Raw genomic sequence first — 17454 nt, forward strand, 5'->3', positions numbered from 1 at the left:
TTCACGGGCGCCTCACCGCAGCACGATCCAGTCGGAGGCGGGCACCATCTTCTTCTGCTTTGCGTCGGCCCGATACACGCGCCCCACCGGAATGGAATTGCCCTTGATGGAGATCGGCACGCCGATCAGCCCGCCCGTGTCGAAGTCCTTGATGCCTTCCAAAGCCGCCTTCATGTTGGCCGCGTTCAGTTCCTTGCCGGCGTCCAGCGTGCGCTTGGCGACCTCCGAGAACAGCATCGCCGCCAGGAAGCCCTGCATATAGCCCGTGCTCTGGTACTGTGGCCGCAACTCGCGGATCTTCTTCAGCATGGGCGCATCGGCGGCCTCGTCGTAGTAATAGCGATAAGGCATCACGCCCATGAACCCTTCCGCATCCTCGCCCATCTGCATCACGGTGGAGTTGTCCATGGTCCAGAACGTGCCCATGTAGCGCGTCTTCAATCCCATGCGCTTGCCCTGCCCCACGAACTCCGGGATGGGCGCCAGCACGTAGCCGTGGAAGATGGTGTAGTCGGGATCCACCCGGCGCAGCTTGATCACCTCGGTGGATACGTCCACGCTGCCCGGCGGCGTCATGATCTCGGCGGCCACCTTCAGCCCGAGCTTCTCGGCCACGGCGCGGGAACTGGCGATGGGGTCGCGGCCGAACTCGGTATCGGAATAGACGAACGCCACCTTGGCGCCCGGCTGCTCCTTGGCGATGTAGCGCAGCAGGATGCCGAACATCTCGGTGTAGTCGGGACCCAGCATGAACTGCGCCGGATATTTGGCGGGATCGTTCAGCTCGGTGGCGAACGAGGCGCCCGTCATCAGGATGGTGCCGGCCCGGTTCAGCTCGGCATTGATCGTCTTCGAGAACCCGGTGGAATCGCCGTAGTAGAAGTCCACCTTGTTCTGGCTGGTGATCTTCTTGAAGGCCGCCACCGACGCGTCCACCTTGTAGGCCGTGTCCTCGGGCACGTAGCGCAGCTTGCGGCCCTTGATCCCGCCCTGCTCGTTGATCACCTTGACGTAGTCGGTGATGCCCGCGTGGATGCCCTGTCCCGCGAACGCGAACACGCCGCTCATCGGAATGGAGCCGCCCAGCACAAGTTCCTGCGCCTGCGCCTGCGACTGCGCGTAGGCGGCCGGCGCCGCCAGCGCGGCCGCCATCCCCAGCGCGGCCAGCAACCTCGATACACCGCTACCTGCCCGGATGCGCTTCATGGTTTGTCTCCTGGTTATCGTTGCCGGCCGCGCGTCATCGCTAAGTGCGAAATGGCCAGAGGTGAAAATAGCGGCGCGTGCGCCGCCACATTTCCGCGAGCCCATGCGGCTCGAAGATCAGAAAGACCACGATCAACAGGCCGAACACGATGGTGCGGATCGGCGATATCAGCCGCAGCGCATCGCCGCCCACGGGCAGCCAGTCCACCACCAGCTTCAGGAACTCGGGCACCATGGTCATGAAGACCGCGCCCAGTATCCCGCCCAGGATGGAGCCCATGCCGCCCACGATGATGGCCGCCAGGAAGAAGATCGACATGATCAGCGGGAAGCTCTCCGGCGTGACCACGCGGAAGAAATACGCCCACATCCCGCCCGCCACCCCGGCATAGAACGACGACAGCCCGAAGGACAGCAGCTTGTAGCGCAGCAGCCGTATGCCCAGCACCTCGGCCGAGATGTCCCGGTCGCGAATCGCGATGAAGGCCCGGCCCACGCGCGTGCGGAACAGGTTGGCGGCGCCCAGCACCATCAGCGCCGTCACGGGCACGATCAGCCAATAGATCCGGAACGACGTGTCCAGGGGCACGCCCAGCACCCGTGCGGGCGGCACCTGCAGCCCGTTGGTGCCGCCGGTGAATTCCCAGTTGGCGAAGATGAAGTGCGCGATGAACGAGGCCGCGATGGTGGCGATGGCCAGATACAGTCCCTTCACGCGCAGCGACGGTATGCCCACCAGCAGCCCGCCCCCCATGGCCACCGCACCGGCGGCCAGCAGGTTCAGCAGCAGCGGCGTGCCCAGCCGCGTCTCCAGCACCGCGACGGTGTACGCGCCCAGCCCCATGAAGGCGGCCTGTCCCAGGCTGACCAGCCCGGTATAACCCGTCAGGATGTTCAGCCCCGTCGCGCTGGCGACGTTGATGGAGACCAGGCAAGCCAGGTATAGCCAGTACGCATTGGCGAAGAACGGAAACAGCACCAGGCCGGCCACGAGCAGCGCCAGCCATACGTGCTGGGTGCGTGTGTCGAACAGCGCCTCGTCGGCCAGGTAGGTCTGCTTCGCGGTCGCGATGCGCATGGTCAGAGCCTCTCGATTTCGCGCGTGCCGAACAGCCCGTACGGCCGCAGCATCAGCACCGCCACCAGCACCAGGAATGTGGCCAGCAGTTTGTATTCGCCGCCCAGGTAGGCGCCAGCCCACGCCTCGAGCAAGCCGATGAAGACGCCGCCCACCAGCGCGCCGGCCACGCTGTCGAGCCCGCCCACGATCACCACCACCAGCACGGACAGCCCGAACACGCCCATGGACGAGGAGATGCCGCCGATGGCGCCCACGATCACGCCCGAGACGGCGGCCATCGCGCCGGCCGCCACCCAGGACAGCGAGAACACGCGCGGCACATTGATGCCCATGGCATAGGCCGCGCCCTGGTCGGATGCGGTGGCGCGCAGCGCCACGCCGCCCCGCCACCAGCGAAACACAGCCAGCACCAGCAGCACCAGCGCCACCGCCACCCAGAAGCCGTAGAAGACCTTGGGCGCGACGAAGGCCTCGCCCACCATCACGGGGGAGCGCGGCATGAATTCGGGCAGCCGCCGCTGGTCCGCCGTCCAGATCAGTTCCACGGCGCCCACCAGGATGGAGGCCAGGCCGACAGTCACCATGAACACCGATATCGGCGGCTCTCCGAGCATGGGGCGGATGGCCAGGCGCTCGACCACCGCGCCCAGCACGCCCGACAGCGCCACGGCGCCCAGGATGGCGGCCCAGAAGGGCCATTCCATGCTGGCCGCGAAGGCATAGAAAATGTAGGCCCCCAGCATCAGGAACTCGCCGATGGCGATGTTCACCACTCGCGTGGCCTTGTAGACGATGACGAAGGCCAGCGCCGCCAGCGCGTACAGGCCGCCGCTGCCCAGGCCTGCCAGCGTGACTTCGAGCAGGAACAGCAGGTCCATCAGGCCGCCTCCCGCAGGCGCCGTCGCAGTTCGCCGACATCGCCCGCTCCCAGGTAGGCCTTGATGACTTCCGGATCAGCCTGCACCTGCGCCGGCGTGCCGTCGGCTATGACCTGTCCGAAGTTCAGCACCACCACGTGGTCGGACAGGTCCATCACCATGCCCATGTCGTGCTCCACCATCAGCACGGTCAGGCCCCACTCCGCCCGCGCATCCAGGATGAAGCGCGCCATGTCCTCGGTTTCCTCGCGGTTCATGCCGGCCACCGGCTCGTCCAGCATCAGCACCTTGGGCTGCATGGCCAGCGCGCGGGCCAGCTCCACACGCTTCTGCAGGCCATACGACAGCGCGGCGACCGGCGCATGTCGGATGTGGTCTATCTCGAGGAAGTCGATGATGCGCTCTTCGATGTCCGCGCGCAGCGCCATTTCTTCGCGCCGTGCACGCCCCACGTACAGCAGGGCATCGAACACGTTGCAGCGCAGGTGCGCATGCCGTCCCAGCTTGATGTTGTCCAGCACGGTCATGCCGCGGAACAGCGCGATGTTCTGGAAGCTGCGCGCCAGGCCCAGCCGCGCGCGCTGCGGCGCGTGCAGGCGGGTGATGTCCTGCCCCATGAAGCGGACGCGCCCCGCGGCGGGCCGGTAGAAGCCCGATATGGTGTTGAACAGCGACGTCTTGCCCGCGCCATTGGGGCCGATGACCGTGGTGATGGTGCCGGCGTCGACGCGAAATCCCACGTCGGTCAGCGCCTTGACGCCGCCGAACGCCAGCGTGACCCCCTCCACCTCCAACAGGGAAGGCGTGTCGGACTGATCCACCTGTCGTCTCCTCGCACGGTGATGCGAAGCTTCGTCGTCCTGGCGAACCCGCTGGGCAGGTGGATGCAACGAACCTGTCTTTACCTACGCCAGTGCAGCGCCGGACAATCGTTCTATGCGTTACGCTTTGCCGGTGGGATCGCCCCCGCGTATGCCATCGCGAAGGCGCTTCTGCCAGGGTTGCCGCAGCAAAAGAGAAACCAAGCAAGCGCTCGGTCCAAACCTTAGCATCGGCTTTTTTGGATCGACAGATGGTACTTACCCGATAAACGGAGACAGCCATGATCCCTGCTTTTCCGGCCTGCCACACACTGCTGTTCGAGTCCGACGGCGCCATCGCCACGCTCACGCTGAATCGCGCCGAGTCGATGAACGCGGTGAACGTGGCGATGGCGCAAGACCTGCAGCGCGCCGCGCAATTCATCGAAACGCAACCCGAGCTGCGCGTGGTCGTGGTGCGCGGCGCGGGCCGGGCATTCTGCGCGGGCGGCGACATCGCCATGTTCCAGCACGAGCCCGCCGAGGTACGCGCCACGCTGCTCGATCTGTTCACGCCGCTCAACGATTTCATCGCCCGCATCGCACGCATGGACAAGCTCTGGCTTGCCGACGCACACGGCATGGCCGCGGGCGCGGGTCTGTCGCTGGTGCTGGCATGCGACCTGGCCATCGCGGATGACGACACCCGTTTCATGACCGCCTACCTGAAGCTGGGCGCCACGCCCGATGCGGGTATGACGCATAGCCTGATGCAGGCACTGGGACCGCGGCGCGCGCTCGACCTGCTGCTGCGGACCGAACCCTTCTCTGCCCGCGAGGCGTTGGACTGGGGCCTGCTGACCCGCCTGGCCCCCACGGGCCAGGGGCGCGCATCGGCCGAGGCTTATGCGCGGGAGCTTGCCGCGCACGCGCCCCATGGCATCGCCGCGGCCAAGTCGCTGTTGCGGCATGCCGCACACGCCAGCCTGGAAACGCAACTGGCCGACGAAACGTCCACGTTCCTGCGGACGGTGCAGCGCGACGATTTCGCAGAAGGCGTGCGCGCCTTCCGCGAGAAGCGCCCGGCGCGCTTCACCGGGACCTGAAGACGCTATCCATGGCTGGCGGCACGCTGCGCCGCGGCGACAGCCCAGCGCCTGGCCACCGCGGGCGAGGTCGCGCACGTGGCCTGCGCCGTGACCACGCGCACGGCGCGCTCCAGCAGCTGGATGTCGGCCTCGTGCTGCCGCGCCACGTGCGGGTCCTCGAAAAACACCACGCGCTGGCACTGCTGCTCCAGCACCAGTTCGGCTATCTGCGCATCGCCGCCCAGGGGCCCGCTCAGATAGCGATGTACCCACGGCCGGTCGGCGGGCCAGCCGCGCGACCACGCCAGGTCGTTCAGCAGGCCGCCGGTGGTGCCCGTCGCCACGCGCCGCGAAAAGCGCGACAGCAGGTCGAAATGGTCGGCGGCGAACGCCACCATCTCGTCCTTCAGCGCGTCGTGCGCGATCAGCGCCAGCGTCTGGCGGCCGAAGTCGAAATGGCGCGACACGGCGGGATCTGGCGTCAGTCCGGCCAGCACGCGCTCCACCTCCACCCATTCGATGGCGCCCGCCAACGTCGACACGAACGGCCGGCCGTGCGTGATGCACTGGCGCTTCAACGCCAGGGCCTCGGGGAATATGGACGAAGGATCGACGGGATCGATGAGGTAGATGGCCCCATCGAAAGGTTCGGCGCCGTCCCGCCCTTCTGTCACGCGGGCCACCAGCTTCATCAACCCGCCCTCGCGGCCATAGGGATAGCGGATCAGCCCGCGATAGCCCTGCAGCATCTGTTCGCGCTGGATGGCGTCGAAGGTACGTCCCACCGTGTGCAGCTCCATGCCCAGTTCACGGATGCCGGCGCCGCTGGCGCGCAGCCAGTCGAACAGCGCGGCGTCGGCCGTCTCGTGGTGCAGGCGGTTCACGGCAAGTCCGAAACGCAGGCGAGCAGTCATGGCGTAGGCCCGGGAGGAAAGAATGGCGAAAGGGAATTGCGAACGATATTAGCGCGGTGGATCGCCCGACAGCGATCACATTCCGTACGCGCAAAGCAATCTATGGTCAGCCCGATTTTTGCAAGCGGCTGAGCCTCGTTGCGCGGACTCACGAACCGCATGCTCGGACGGCTGGCCGCCTCACAGATCGCCTGCGCGTCGGCAAAGTCGTTCTTGTTGCCTTGCAAAAAGGGTTTGACGAACTGCGGAGAGATCAGCTTGGCATGATGGCCCAGTGCCTGGACCCGACGCGCCACCCAGTGCGCCCCGGCGCAGGCTTCCATCACCACCGCGCAGGCCGGCGTGTTGCCCAACAGCGTAAACATCTGGCTGCGCGTGAGCTTCTTGCGAAACACCATCCTGCCTGAACCATCCTGGCCGTGCAGGTGAAAACTGTGCTTACCCAGATCAATGCCAATCAGCGTGACGTCGTTCATGAGGGTCTCCCAGAAAGAACAATCCCCACTCAGCGTACCGCTTCGTGGGGATCGGGCTGACCATCTCATTAAGGCCCGAACCGGTATCCGGTTCGGGCCAATCGTAATCGCCGCGCATCGCACGGATGGGCCAGGGTTGCGTGCCGACTCGATGCGGCGACACGCCCCACGGCAACACGTGCGTCTAGTCCGCTTCCTCGATCCATGCCATCTGGATGGCCTCGAGAATCTTCTCGCCGCTGCGCGAGGGCTCGTCGTCGAATCCCGGCAGCGCCATCACCCACTCACGCAGTTGCGTGAAGCGCAGGGTCTTGGGGTCGACCTCGGGATGCGCATCGGCCAAGGCCGCGGCGATGTCGTAGGTGTCGGTCCACTTCATCTCAGTGCGCCTCTTTGGCGTGATTGATGGTGTACTTCGGAATCTCGACCGTCAGGTCCTGGTCGGCGATCTTCGCCTGGCAGGACAGCCGCGACGTGGAGGTCAGGCCCCAGGCGCGGTCCAGCAGGTCTTCTTCGCTGTCGGAAGCGTCTTCGAGCGATGAAAAGCCCTGCCGCACGACCACATGGCACGTCGTGCAGGCACAGGACAACTCGCACGCGTGCTCGATATCGATGTGGTTGTCCAGCAGCACGCGGCAGATGGATACGCCCTTGGGCGCGTCTTCGATGACTGCGCCCTCGGGGCAGACGTCGGGGTGAGGCAATACGGTCAGCTTGGGCATGATGCGGTCAGGCGATTTCGTCCAGTTTACGGCCGGCCAGCGCCTTGCGGATACTGCGATCCATGCGCCGGGCGGCGAAGTCTTCGGTGGAGTCGGACAGCGCCTGCACCGCGGCGCGCACCGCTTCGACGTCCTCCATGTCCGCTGCCGCATCGGCCTGGGCCAGGCACTGGTCGACGCGGGCGCGCTCGTCGTCGGACAGCAGGTCGGCATCCGCGCGCAGGGCCGCGCGCACCGATTCGGCAAGCTGCCGCGCCTCGACCTGCTGCTCGCGCAGCATGCGCGCGCGGGCGTCGCTGTCGGCCTGCGCCATGCTGTCGGCCAGCATGCCGGCGATCTCGTCGTCCGACAGCCCATACGAAGGCTTCACGGTGACCGCGGCCTCTACGCCGGTGCTCTGCTCGCGGGCCGTCACGCTTAGCAATCCGTCCGCGTCCACCTGGAAAGTGACCCGGATGCGCGCCGCGCCCGCCACCATAGGCGGAATGCCGCGCAGCTCGAAGCGCGCCAGCGACCGGCTGTCGGAGACCAGGTCGCGCTCGCCCTGCACCACGTGCAGGCTCATGGCGCTCTGGCCGTCCTTGAAGGTGGTGAATTCCTGCGCCCGCGCCACCGGGATGGTGCTGTTGCGGGGGATGATGCGCTCGACCAGCCCGCCCATGGTTTCCAGGCCCAGCGACAGCGGAATCACGTCCAGCAGCAGCCAGTCCTCGCCCGGCGCACGATTGCCGGCCAACAGATTGGCCTGCAGCGCGGCGCCCAGCGCCACCACCTGGTCAGGGTCCAGGTCGACGAGAGGATCGGTGCCGAACAGCTTGCCCACGGCGCGCCGCACCACCGGCATGCGCGTGGCACCGCCCACCATGACCACTCCGCGCACGTCGGCGGGCGCCAGGGCCGCGTCGCGCAGCGCGCGGCGCGCGCTGTCCAGCGTGCGCGCCACCAGGGGCTGCGCCAGGGTTTCGAACTGGTCGCGGGTCAGCTCCAACGCAATCGCGCTGCCATCGTCCAGCGCCACCTCGAGTCGGGCCTGGTCTTGCGAACTTAGCGCTTCACGCGCCGCGCGCGCGGCCACCAGCAGGCGACGGCGATCAGCCAGGCTGAGGCCGGCCGGCGCGTCGGTCGACGCGGAGCTTTCAGGGTTGGACGCCGAGGACTGCGAGCCGGGCTTGCCAGAGGCCACGGCCGATCGGCCCGTGCGCAACGCGTACTCCACGATGGCCGCGTCGAAATCATCGCCGCCCAGCGCCGTGTCGCCGCCGGTGGCGATGACCTCGAACACGCCTCGCGTCAGGCGCAGGATGGACACGTCGAACGTGCCGCCGCCCAGGTCATAGACGGCGTAGACGCCCTCGGCAGCGTTGTCCAGGCCATAGGCGATGGCCGCGGCCGTGGGTTCGTTCAGCAGGCGCAGCACGTTCAGGCCCGCCAGGCGAGCCGCATCACGCGTGGCCTGCCGCTGCGCATCGTCGAAATAGGCGGGCACGGTGATCACCGCGCCCACCAGGTCGTCGCCCAGCACGTCTTCGGCGCGCTGGCGCAGCACGGCAAGGATCTGCGCCGACACCTCGACGGGGCTAAGGTCACCCTGCACCGTGCGCAGCCGCACCATGCCCGGCGCATCGACGAACTCGTACGGCGCGCCGCTGGCCTGCGCCTCGGCCAGCGTACGGCCCATGAAGCGCTTGACCGACACGACGGTGTTGCGCGGATCCGCCGCCTGCTGCGCCAGCGCGTCGTAGCCGGTGATGGCACGCCCGCCAGACAGGTATTGCACCGCGGACGGCAGCAAGGGCCGGCCCTGGGCGTCGTTCAGTACCTCGGCCACGCTGCTGCGCACCGCGGCCACCAGGGAATTGGTGGTGCCCAGGTCGATGCCCACCGCCAGCCGGCGCTGGTGCGGCGCGGGCGATTCGCCGGGCTCGGAAATCTGCAGTAAAGCCATATCTCGCTCGAATTCTTGGTCTGTGTAAACGCGGACGGGCTGGATCGCCGGCCTGGCCGGCTACTGATGCAAGGGCTGCACCGCGGCCAGCTCTTGCGCCAGCCGCTCGATGAACATCCACTCGCGCACCTTCAGGCCGGCCTGCGCGGTATCGCCGCGCACGTCCAACAGCTCGACCAGCGTGCCGCGCATCTGCGCCCGGGCCTGCTCGAGCTCGCCCCGCAGCTCGGCGGCCGCCGCGGGATCGTCGCGCGCCTCGTCGAGCTTCTCGCGCCATTCCATCTGCTGCATCAGGAAGGCGGGCTCCATGGCCGTGTTGCTTTCCGCCTGCAGGTCGACACCTGCCTGCTCGCACAGATAGCGCGCTCGCAGCAGCGGATCGCGCAGTTGCCGGTACGCCTCGTTGGCGCGCGCCGCCCACTGCATGGCCACTCGCCGCTCGGCCGCGCTGGCCGTGGCGTAGCGGTCAGGGTGCACCTGCGCCGCCACCTCGCGCCAGGCGCGCTCCAGCGCCCCGGCATCCAGCTCGAAACGCGCCGGCAGCCCGAACAGGCTGAAGTGATCGTCCGCCGCCAAGGCCTACACCGTGAACGACTCGCCGCAGCCGCAGGTCGCCTTCTCGTTGGGGTTGCGGAACTTGAAGCCCTCGTTCAGGCCTTCGCGCGCGTAGTCCAGTTCGGTACCGTCGAGGTACGGCAGGCTCTTGGGATCGACGAAGACCTTCACGCCATGGCTTTCGAAGACCTGGTCGTTGCTGTCCGCCTCGTCGACGTACTCGAGCTTGTAGGCCATCCCCGAGCAGCCCGTAGTGCGCACACCCAGGCGCAGGCCGATGCCCTTGCCGCGCTTGGTCAGGTAGCGGCCGATATGGCCGGCCGCTTGCTGGGTCAGGGTAACGGCCATGATCAGTTCGCCGTGGCGGCCATTGCCGTGGCGGCCATTGCAGGCGCGGACTCCGATTCCTGCGCGGGCGCCGAAGCGCCGTGCTTGGTGCGGTAGTCCTGCACCGCCGCCTTGATGGCGTCCTCGGCCAGGATCGAACAGTGGATCTTCACGGGCGGCAGCGCCAGCTCTTCGGCGATCTGCGTGTTGCGGATGCCCATCGCCTCGTCCAGCGTCTTGCCCTTCACCCATTCGGTGACCAGCGAGCTGGAAGCAATGGCAGAACCACAGCCGTAGGTCTTGAAGCGCGCATCCTCGATCACGCCCGAGGGGCCGACCTTGATCTGCAGCTTCATGACGTCGCCACAGGCGGGCGCGCCCACCATGCCCGTACCCACGGAGTCGTCGCCCTTGTCGAACGAGCCCACGTTGCGGGGGTTTTCGTAGTGATCCAGAACCTTGTCGCTATATGCCATGATGTATCTCCAATACTGCTACGCCGGCGCGGCTCAGTGCGCCGCCCACTGCACGGAATTCAAATCGATGCCTTCCTTGGCCATTTCCCACAGCGGCGACATGTCGCGCAGCTTGCCCACCCGGCCCTTGATCAGCTCGACCGTGAAGTCCACCTCTTGCTCGGTGGTGAAACGGCCCAGCGTAAAGCGGATGGAGCTGTGCGCCAGTTCGTCGTTGCGGCCCAGGGCGCGCAGCACGTACGACGGCTCGAGGCTGGCCGACGTGCAGGCAGACCCGCTGGACACGGCCAGTTCCTTGATGGCCATGATCAGGGACTCGCCCTCGACATAGTTGAAGCTGATGTTGAGGTTGTGCGGCACGCGTTGGTCCATGCTGCCGTTCACGTAGACCTCTTCGATCTGGGTCAGGCCCGCATACAGGCGGTCGCGCAGCATGCGGATGCGCTCGTTCTCGGTGCCCATTTCCTCGCGGGCCAGGCGGAAGGCCTCGCCCATGCCGACGATCTGGTGCGTGGCCAGCGTGCCCGAACGGAAGCCGCGTTCGTGGCCGCCGCCGTGCATTTGCGCCTCGATGCGCACGCGCGGCTTGCGGCGCACGTACAGCGCGCCGATGCCCTTGGGACCGTAGCTCTTGTGCGCCGAGAACGACATCAGGTCGACCTTGAGCTTCTGCAGGTCGATCTCGACCTTGCCGGTGGCCTGCGCGGCATCGACGTGGAACACGATGCCCTTTTCGCGGCAGATTTCGCCGATCGTCTCGACGTCCTGGATGACGCCGATCTCGTTGTTGACCATCATCACCGATACCAGGATGGTGTCCGGACGCAGCGCGGCCTTGAACGCATCCAGGCTGATCAGGCCGTCTTCCTGGACGTCGAGGTAAGTGACCTCGAAGCCCTGGCGCTCGAGTTCGCGACAGGTGTCCAGCACCGCCTTGTGCTCGGTCTTGACCGTGATGATGTGCTTGCCGCGCTCGGCGTAGAACTTGGCCGCGCCCTTGATGGCGAGATTGTCCGACTCGGTGGCGCCGGAGGTCCAGACGATTTCGCGCGGGTCGGCGTTGACCAGCTTAGCGACTTCCTCGCGGGCCTTTTCGACGGCGTCCTCGGCCGCCCAGCCGAACGCGTGGCTGCGCGACGCGGGATTGCCGAACTGTTCATACAGCCAGGGAATCATCTTGTCGACCACGCGCGGGTCGACGGGCGTGGTCGCCGAATAATCGAGATAGATCGGACGAGAGGTCATGTGTGCAACTCCTGCTTTCGTTCTTATACGGCGGCGTTCGCCTCGACCGCCGCGGCCGGCTGGCCGCCACCCACGCGGTTGACGCGCACCGAGCATTCCTGCGCCTGGTTGGCGGCCTCTTGCAGCTGGCGTACGCGCTGCTGGTCCACCAGGTCTTGCAGGGAAACGGAATCGAGGTAGTCCACCATCTTGCGATTCAAGGTGGCCCAGAGTTCGTGCGTCATGCACTTGCCGGGGCGGCCGTCGTTGCCGCTGGTGCAGTCGCGCTTGCCGCCACAGCTGGTGGCGTCCAGCGGCTCGTCCACCGCGAAGATGATGTCGGCCACCGTGACGTTGCGCGCCAGGCGGGCCAGGGAATAGCCGCCGCCGGGGCCGCGCACGCTGTCCACGAGTTCATGGCGGCGCAGCTTGCCGAACAGCTGCTCCAGGTAGGACAGCGAGATGTTTTGGCGCTGACTGATGGCCGCGAGCGTGACCGGACCGCTGTGCTGCCGCATCGCCAGATCGATCATGGCCGTTACGGCGAAACGCCCTTTGGTAGTTAGCCGCATGGTGGTTTCCTGTGTATCCGTAAAATCGCCCGAAGTTTTATTTCAGGCGGCCCAATACTTGAGTAATTGCCTCAAGTATAGCAAATTCCCGAGTAATTTGCTAGGCCACTAGGGCGGAAAAAACCGCGCCTGGGCGCGGTATGGGAAAACAGCTGGGGACTATGCCCGCGGACCGAACGGAGGCAGGCGCCGCCTGCCCGCACTATGCCGCGCGGAGGGCCCCGCCGATCAGGCTGCCTGATACTGGGTAGCGCGTTTGCGCACCAGTTCGAGCACGCCCTGACAGGCGTCTTCCAGGTAGTCGAGCACCTTGCCGAAGCCCTCGGGGCCGCCGTAATACGGATCCGGCACCGTGGCTTCCTCGAATTCGTTCGCGAAGCGCATCAGCAGCATCAGCTTGTGCTGATAAGCCTTGGGGCATTGCTGCTGGAGAGCGGACAGGTTGTCCCAGTCCATGGCCAGGATAAGGTCGAACTCGCGGAAGTCATCCGCGGTAACCTGACGGGCCTCGCAATGGGTGATGTCATAGCCGCGCTTGCGGGCTGCAGCCAGTGCCCGGGCATCGGGGGCCTCGCCGAGGTGGAAAGCGTGGGTTCCGGCGGAGTCGATCCGCACGACATCAGCCAACCCGGCGTCGTTCACCAGGTGGCGAAACACACCCTCTGCGCTCGGCGAGCGACAGATATTGCCCATGCAAACGAAAAGTACCTTGGTCATCATGGGGTCAAGTGTGCGGGAAAACCCGGAATATAGCAAGCGTTTTTTGCATTTCGGTTATATCGTTACGCGTCATTTAAAACGTCAATTTCTTCAGTTGAATCAACCAATTAGACGCCATGACAGGAACGTGACAAGGGCCCTGACAGCCATTTGAAAGGCATAATGGCGGCGGCCTTCGGAAACGGCCCGCCGAGGCATTCCGCACCCCGTATCTGTAACGACGCGGCGGTCTTGCCGTGGACCAAAGGTCTACACCGCCCCATCCATCAGCACCCGCTTCTTCAGCGCGTTCAACGCATCCCGGGCCGCGGCCGCCTGCTCGAATTCGAGGTTGCGAGCGTGGTCCATCATCTGCTTTTCCAGGCGCTTGATCTCGCGGGCCATCGCCTTCTCGTCGGTCAGCGCTTCGGCCGGCACGGCGGCTTCCAGCGTGTCGTGGCTGGCCGGCGCCACCACCCCGTCGATCAGTTCGCGCACGGCCTTGCTGACGCCGCGCGCGGTAATGCCGTGCTCCTGGTTGTGCTGCAGCTGCTTGGTTCGGCGCCGCTCGGTCTCGTCCATGGCGCGCCGCATCGAGTCCGTGATGCGGTCCGCGTACAGGATGGCGTGGCCATTCAGGTTGCGCGCGGCCCGGCCGATGGTCTGTATCAGGCTGCGCTCGGAACGCAGGAAGCCCTCTTTGTCGGCATCAAGGATCGCCACCAGCGAGACCTCGGGAATGTCCAACCCCTCGCGCAGCAGGTTGATGCCGACCAGCACGTCGAAGGTGCCCAGCCGCAGGTCGCGGATGATCTCCACGCGCTCGACCGTGTCAATGTCCGAGTGCAGGTAGCGCACCTTGACGCCATGCTCGGTGAGAAAGTCGGTCAGGTCTTCGGCCATGCGCTTGGTCAGCGTGGTCACCAGCACCCGGTCGCCCGCCGCGATGCGTTGCTTCAGTTCCCCCAGCAGGTCGTCGACCTGGGTGCGCGCCGGCCGCACCTCGACCACCGGGTCGACCAGGCCGGTGGGCCGCACTACCTGCTCGACCACGTTGTCGGCGTGCTCTTGTTCATAGGCGGCCGGCGTGGCCGATACGAAGGTGCACTGGCGCATGCGCGCCTCGAACTCTTCGAGCCGCAGCGGACGGTTGTCCAGCGCCGACGGCAGGCGAAACCCGTACTGCACCAGCGTTTCCTTGCGGGCGCGGTCGCCGCGGTACATACCGCCCAGTTGGCCGATGGTGACATGGCTTTCGTCGATGAACATCAGCGCGTCGGCCGGCAGATAGTCTATGAGGGTCGGCGGTGGCTCGCCTGGCGCCGCGCCGGACAGATGGCGCGAGTAGTTCTCGATGCCCTTGCAGAAGCCCAGTTCCTGCAGCATCTCGAGATCGAAGCGCGTGCGCTGCTCGAGCCGCTGCGCCTCGACCAGCTTGCCGTCGGAGGTGAGCTGCTTCAGGCGCTCGCGCAACTCTTCCTTGATGGTTTCGATGGCCCTGAGCACCGTCTCGCGGGGCGTGACGTAATGCGAACCCGGGTATACGGTGAAGCGCGGCAGCTTCTGGCGCACCCGGCCGGTAAGAGGATCGAAGAGCTCCAGCGTCTCGACCTCGTCGTCGAACAACGTCATGCGCAGCGCCAGCTCGGGGCTTTCCGCCGGAAAGATGTCCACCGTCTCGCCGCGCACGCGGAACGTGCCCCGCGTGAACTCGGCATCGTTGCGCGTGTACTGCATGGCCACCAGGCGCGCCAGGATCTCGCGGCGCGAGATGCGGTCGCCGGCCCGCAGGATCAGCACCATGGCATGGTAATCGCCGGGATTGCCGATACCGTAGATGCACGAGACCGTGCCCACGATGACGGTGTCGCGCCGCTCCAGCAGACTTTTGGTGGCGGACAGCCGCATCTGCTCGATGTGCTCGTTGATCGACGAGTCTTTCTCGATGAAGAGGTCGCGCGTCGGCACATAGGCTTCGGGCTGGTAGTAGTCGTAGTACGAGACGAAGTACTCGACCGCATTGCGCGGGAAGAACTCGCGCATCTCGGCGTACAGCTGCGCCGCCAGCGTCTTGTTGGGCGCCAGCACGAGCGCCGGCCGTCCCAGCCGCGCGATGACGTTGGCCATGGTGTAGGTCTTGCCCGAGCCCGTGACGCCCAGCAGCGTCTGGTACATCAGGCCGTCCTGCACCCCCTGCACCAGGCCCTCGATGGCCGTGGGCTGGTCCCCCGCGGGGGGATAGGGCTGGTACAGGTGAAAGGGGCTGCCGGGGTAGTCGACGTATCCGGAATCGGGCGGCATGCTAGACTTTTTCCAAGATGTCTGTATGAAGACATTCTGTCGGGGTAAACCCCCCATTATCCACAGCACCCGGTAGTGCGTCCACCCACCGATTCAACGCCCATGAGCAACCTCTTCGCTTCCGTCGAACTCGCGCCGCGCGATCCCATTCTTGGCCTGAATGAGCAGTACAACGCCGATACCCGCCCCGGCAAAGTCAACCTGGGCGTGGGCGTTTACTACGACGACGAAGGGCGCATTCCCCTGCTGGGCGCCGTCCGCAAAGCCGAAGTGGCGCGCATCGAGGCGGCCGCGGCGCGCGGCTACCTGCCCATCGAAGGCATCGCGGGCTACAACAAGGGCGCGCAGGCGCTGCTGCTGGGCGCCGACTCGCCGCTGGCCGCGGCCGGCCGCGTCCTCACCACCCAGGCGCTGGGCGGCACCGGCGCGCTGAAGGTCGGCGCCGACTTCCTGCGCCAACTGCTGCCGCAGTCCAAGGTGCTGATCAGCGATCCCAGCTGGGAAAACCACCGTGCGCTGTTCGAGCGCGCCGGCTTTCCGGTGGGCACCTACAGCTACTACGACGCCTCCACGCACGGCCTGAACTTCGACGGCATGCTGGCCGACCTGAAGGCCGCCGCGCCACAGACCATCGTGGTGCTGCACGCGTGCTGCCACAACCCCACGGGCGTCGATCCCACGCCCGAGCAATGGAAGCAGATCGCCGACGTGGTCAAGGCTGGCAATCTGGTCCCGTTCCTGGACATCGCCTACCAGGGCTTCGGCGCGGGCCTGAAGGAAGATGCCGCGGTGGTGCGCCTGTTCGCCGACCTGGACATCACCATGCTGGTCAGCTCGTCGTTCTCGAAGTCGTTCTCGCTGTACGGCGAACGCGTGGGCGCCCTGACCGTGGTCGCTGGCGACAAGGACGAGGCCGCGCGCGTGCTCAGCCAGCTCAAGCGCACCATCCGCACCAACTACTCCAATCCTCCCACCCATGGCGGCACGGTCGTGTCCACGGTCCTGAACACGCCCGAGCTGTTCGCGATGTGGGAACAGGAACTGGCCGGCATGCGCGACCGCATCCGCCTGATGCGCCAGCAACTGGTGGACAAGATCAAGGCGCATGGCGCCACGCAGGACTTCAGTTTCGTGCTGCGCCAGCGCGGCATGTTCTCGTACTCGGGTCTCACGGCCCAGCAGGTCGATCGCCTGCGCGAAGAGCACGCCATCTACGCGATCAGCACGGGCCGCATCTGCGTGGCCGCGCTGAACAGCCGCAACATCGACACGGTCGCTGCCGCCATCGCTGCCGTCATCAAGTAAGGCGGCCGGCATTGCGCTGCGAAACGGGGCCTGCGGGCCCCGTTTTCGTGTGCGGTGTCATGGCAGCTTCGGCAGCGCAGTCATTCGCCCGGACGCAACGTCGAGACGCGCACCGCCGCGGATTTGTGTTGAAACAAACCGCGCCCTGGCGCGCCTTGCAATTTTCTGCTGCGTCCCCCAGAATGGCGCTGTATATACATACAGTCCGCGTCCAGCGCTACCCGGATCATCGCCATGGCCACGAAACTCACGGAACGCCAACAGCAAATTCTCGACCTCATTCGCCAGACGGTCGCGCGCACCGGCTTTCCGCCCACCCGCGCCGAGATCGCCCAGGCGCTGGGCTTTCGCTCGCCTAACGCTGCCGAAGACCACCTGAAGGCCCTGGCGCGCAAGGGCGCCATCGAGCTCACGGCGGGCGCCTCGCGCGGCATTCGTCTCAAGGCGGCCGACGAAACCGTCGCGGCGCCCTCTGCCGTCACGACGCTCGCCCACCTGCTGCTGCCCCTGGTCGGCCGCGTGGCGGCGGGTAGTCCCATGCTGGCCGCCGAGCACGTCGAGCGCGAAGTCGGCGTGGACCCCGCCCTGTTCGATCAGGCGCCCGATTATCTGCTCAAGGTGCGCGGCATGAGCATGCGCGATGCCGGCATTCTCGAAGGCGACCTGCTGGCCGTCAAAAAGGCCTCCGAAGCTCGCAATGGCCAGATCGTGGTGGCTCGCATCGACGACGATGTCACCGTCAAGCGGCTGCAGCGCGCCAATGGCCGCATCGAGCTGCTGCCCGAAAACCCCGACTTCTCCCCCATCATTGTCGAGCCCGGGCAAGACTTCGCGCTCGAAGGCGTCGCCGTCGGCCTGATCCGCACCCACGCCCTGCACTGATCG

At 66.3% G+C, this 17454-nt stretch carries 18 protein-coding genes and 1 pseudogene; 3 read left to right on the forward strand and 16 right to left on the reverse strand.

Going from position 1 to position 17454, the window contains the following annotated elements:
• Nucleotides 1-12 precede the first annotated feature (12 nt).
• From CAL15_RS09385 to CAL15_RS09400, 4 genes are read right to left on the reverse strand one after another with little or no spacing between them, the layout of a single operon-like run.
• The gene (locus CAL15_RS09385) at nucleotides 13-1206 is read right to left on the reverse strand and encodes an ABC transporter substrate-binding protein (protein ID WP_086078344.1); all 1194 of its coding nucleotides are present in this window, start codon (nucleotides 1204-1206) and stop codon (nucleotides 13-15) included.
• Nucleotides 1207-1246: 40 nt separating this feature from the next.
• Complete coding sequence (locus tag CAL15_RS09390) at nucleotides 1247-2284, reverse strand: branched-chain amino acid ABC transporter permease (RefSeq protein ID WP_086078345.1); 1038 nt, start codon at nucleotides 2282-2284, stop codon at nucleotides 1247-1249.
• 2 nt (nucleotides 2285-2286) lie between these two features.
• The gene (locus tag CAL15_RS09395) at nucleotides 2287-3165 is read right to left on the reverse strand and encodes a branched-chain amino acid ABC transporter permease (RefSeq protein ID WP_086078346.1); all 879 of its coding nucleotides are present in this window, start codon (nucleotides 3163-3165) and stop codon (nucleotides 2287-2289) included.
• A complete protein-coding gene (locus CAL15_RS09400; protein ID WP_198299246.1) occupies nucleotides 3165-3962 on the reverse strand; it encodes an ABC transporter ATP-binding protein in 798 nt (265 codons plus the stop codon). Before CAL15_RS09400 ends, CAL15_RS09395 begins: the two co-directional genes overlap by 1 nt.
• 305 nt (nucleotides 3963-4267) lie before the next feature.
• Here CAL15_RS09400 and CAL15_RS09405 point away from each other — a divergent pair, with 305 nt between their 5' ends.
• On the forward strand, nucleotides 4268-5071 hold the full coding sequence (locus CAL15_RS09405; RefSeq protein WP_086078348.1) for an enoyl-CoA hydratase/isomerase family protein: 804 nt from the start codon (nucleotides 4268-4270) through the stop codon (nucleotides 5069-5071).
• 5 nt (nucleotides 5072-5076) lie between these two features.
• On the opposite strand, the gene CAL15_RS09410 is transcribed toward CAL15_RS09405, so the two are convergent.
• The 12 genes and pseudogenes from CAL15_RS09410 to uvrB form a co-directional block, all read right to left on the reverse strand.
• Entirely contained in the window at nucleotides 5077-5967 is an 891-nt protein-coding gene (locus CAL15_RS09410; protein ID WP_086078349.1) for a methylglyoxal synthase, read from the reverse strand.
• Nucleotides 5968-6095: 128 nt separating this feature from the next.
• A pseudogene (locus CAL15_RS09415) lies at nucleotides 6096-6443 on the reverse strand (IS110 family transposase); the annotation flags it as partial.
• A gap of 184 nt (nucleotides 6444-6627) precedes the next feature.
• Nucleotides 6628-6822 carry a Fe-S cluster assembly protein IscX gene (gene iscX, locus CAL15_RS09420; RefSeq protein WP_086078350.1) on the reverse strand — a complete coding sequence of 65 codons (195 nt, stop codon included), beginning with the start codon at nucleotides 6820-6822 and terminating at the stop codon, nucleotides 6628-6630.
• A gap of 1 nt (nucleotide 6823) precedes the next feature.
• Complete coding sequence (fdx, locus tag CAL15_RS09425) at nucleotides 6824-7165, reverse strand: ISC system 2Fe-2S type ferredoxin (RefSeq protein WP_086078351.1); 342 nt, start codon at nucleotides 7163-7165, stop codon at nucleotides 6824-6826.
• Between the two features lie 7 nt (nucleotides 7166-7172).
• Nucleotides 7173-9110, reverse strand: coding sequence for a Fe-S protein assembly chaperone HscA (gene hscA, locus CAL15_RS09430; protein WP_086078352.1), 1938 nt, complete (start codon nucleotides 9108-9110; stop codon nucleotides 7173-7175).
• A gap of 60 nt (nucleotides 9111-9170) precedes the next feature.
• Nucleotides 9171-9686, reverse strand: a complete 516-nt coding sequence (gene hscB / locus CAL15_RS09435) for a Fe-S protein assembly co-chaperone HscB (RefSeq protein WP_086078353.1) — start codon at nucleotides 9684-9686, stop codon at nucleotides 9171-9173.
• 3 nt (nucleotides 9687-9689) lie between these two features.
• A complete protein-coding gene (gene iscA, locus CAL15_RS09440; RefSeq protein ID WP_086078354.1) occupies nucleotides 9690-10013 on the reverse strand; it encodes an iron-sulfur cluster assembly protein IscA in 324 nt (107 codons plus the stop codon).
• A 2-nt stretch (nucleotides 10014-10015) separates the two neighbouring features.
• Entirely contained in the window at nucleotides 10016-10468 is a 453-nt protein-coding gene (gene iscU, locus CAL15_RS09445) for a Fe-S cluster assembly scaffold IscU (protein WP_086078355.1), read from the reverse strand.
• A gap of 33 nt (nucleotides 10469-10501) precedes the next feature.
• Complete coding sequence (locus tag CAL15_RS09450; RefSeq protein ID WP_086078356.1) at nucleotides 10502-11713, reverse strand: IscS subfamily cysteine desulfurase; 1212 nt, start codon at nucleotides 11711-11713, stop codon at nucleotides 10502-10504.
• Between the two features lie 23 nt (nucleotides 11714-11736).
• Nucleotides 11737-12264, reverse strand: coding sequence for a Fe-S cluster assembly transcriptional regulator IscR (gene iscR, locus CAL15_RS09455; RefSeq protein WP_086078357.1), 528 nt, complete (start codon nucleotides 12262-12264; stop codon nucleotides 11737-11739).
• A 228-nt stretch (nucleotides 12265-12492) separates the two neighbouring features.
• Nucleotides 12493-12984 (reverse strand): low molecular weight protein-tyrosine-phosphatase, encoded by a 492-nt coding sequence (locus CAL15_RS09460; protein WP_086078358.1) that lies wholly within the window; start codon nucleotides 12982-12984, stop codon nucleotides 12493-12495.
• Between the two features lie 249 nt (nucleotides 12985-13233).
• A complete protein-coding gene (gene uvrB / locus CAL15_RS09465; protein WP_086078359.1) occupies nucleotides 13234-15264 on the reverse strand; it encodes an excinuclease ABC subunit UvrB in 2031 nt (676 codons plus the stop codon).
• A gap of 102 nt (nucleotides 15265-15366) precedes the next feature.
• On the opposite strand from uvrB, the gene CAL15_RS09470 reads away from it, so the two are divergent.
• Both CAL15_RS09470 and lexA read left to right on the forward strand, forming a co-directional pair.
• Complete coding sequence (locus CAL15_RS09470) at nucleotides 15367-16569, forward strand: amino acid aminotransferase (protein ID WP_086078360.1); 1203 nt, start codon at nucleotides 15367-15369, stop codon at nucleotides 16567-16569.
• A gap of 234 nt (nucleotides 16570-16803) precedes the next feature.
• Entirely contained in the window at nucleotides 16804-17451 is a 648-nt protein-coding gene (gene lexA, locus CAL15_RS09475; protein ID WP_086078361.1) for a transcriptional repressor LexA, read from the forward strand.
• Nucleotides 17452-17454: the final 3 nt, after the last annotated feature.

The organism is Bordetella genomosp. 13, from assembly GCF_002119665.1.
Lineage (GTDB): Bacteria > Pseudomonadota > Gammaproteobacteria > Burkholderiales > Burkholderiaceae_B > Bordetella.

What these genes read in the sequence shown, in the direction of transcription:
- CAL15_RS09385 (WP_086078344.1), bottom strand. Translation starts at nt 1,206, where the DNA reads ATGAAGCGCATCCGGGCAGGTAGCGGTGTATCGAGGTTGCTGGCCGCG.
- CAL15_RS09390 (WP_086078345.1), bottom strand. Translation starts at nt 2,284, where the DNA reads ATGCGCATCGCGACCGCGAAGCAGACCTACCTGGCCGACGAGGCGCTG.
- CAL15_RS09395 (WP_086078346.1), bottom strand. Translation starts at nt 3,165, where the DNA reads ATGGACCTGCTGTTCCTGCTCGAAGTCACGCTGGCAGGCCTGGGCAGC.
- CAL15_RS09405 (WP_086078348.1), top strand. Translation starts at nt 4,268, where the DNA reads ATGATCCCTGCTTTTCCGGCCTGCCACACACTGCTGTTCGAGTCCGAC.
- CAL15_RS09410 (WP_086078349.1), bottom strand. Translation starts at nt 5,967, where the DNA reads ATGACTGCTCGCCTGCGTTTCGGACTTGCCGTGAACCGCCTGCACCAC.
- iscX (WP_086078350.1), bottom strand. Translation starts at nt 6,822, where the DNA reads ATGAAGTGGACCGACACCTACGACATCGCCGCGGCCTTGGCCGATGCG.
- fdx (WP_086078351.1), bottom strand. Translation starts at nt 7,165, where the DNA reads ATGCCCAAGCTGACCGTATTGCCTCACCCCGACGTCTGCCCCGAGGGC.
- hscA (WP_086078352.1), bottom strand. Translation starts at nt 9,110, where the DNA reads ATGGCTTTACTGCAGATTTCCGAGCCCGGCGAATCGCCCGCGCCGCAC.
- iscA (WP_086078354.1), bottom strand. Translation starts at nt 10,013, where the DNA reads ATGGCCGTTACCCTGACCCAGCAAGCGGCCGGCCATATCGGCCGCTAC.
- iscU (WP_086078355.1), bottom strand. Translation starts at nt 10,468, where the DNA reads ATGGCATATAGCGACAAGGTTCTGGATCACTACGAAAACCCCCGCAAC.
- CAL15_RS09450 (WP_086078356.1), bottom strand. Translation starts at nt 11,713, where the DNA reads ATGACCTCTCGTCCGATCTATCTCGATTATTCGGCGACCACGCCCGTC.
- iscR (WP_086078357.1), bottom strand. Translation starts at nt 12,264, where the DNA reads ATGCGGCTAACTACCAAAGGGCGTTTCGCCGTAACGGCCATGATCGAT.
- CAL15_RS09460 (WP_086078358.1), bottom strand. Translation starts at nt 12,984, where the DNA reads ATGATGACCAAGGTACTTTTCGTTTGCATGGGCAATATCTGTCGCTCG.
- uvrB (WP_086078359.1), bottom strand. Translation starts at nt 15,264, where the DNA reads ATGCCGCCCGATTCCGGATACGTCGACTACCCCGGCAGCCCCTTTCAC.
- CAL15_RS09470 (WP_086078360.1), top strand. Translation starts at nt 15,367, where the DNA reads ATGAGCAACCTCTTCGCTTCCGTCGAACTCGCGCCGCGCGATCCCATT.
- lexA (WP_086078361.1), top strand. Translation starts at nt 16,804, where the DNA reads ATGGCCACGAAACTCACGGAACGCCAACAGCAAATTCTCGACCTCATT.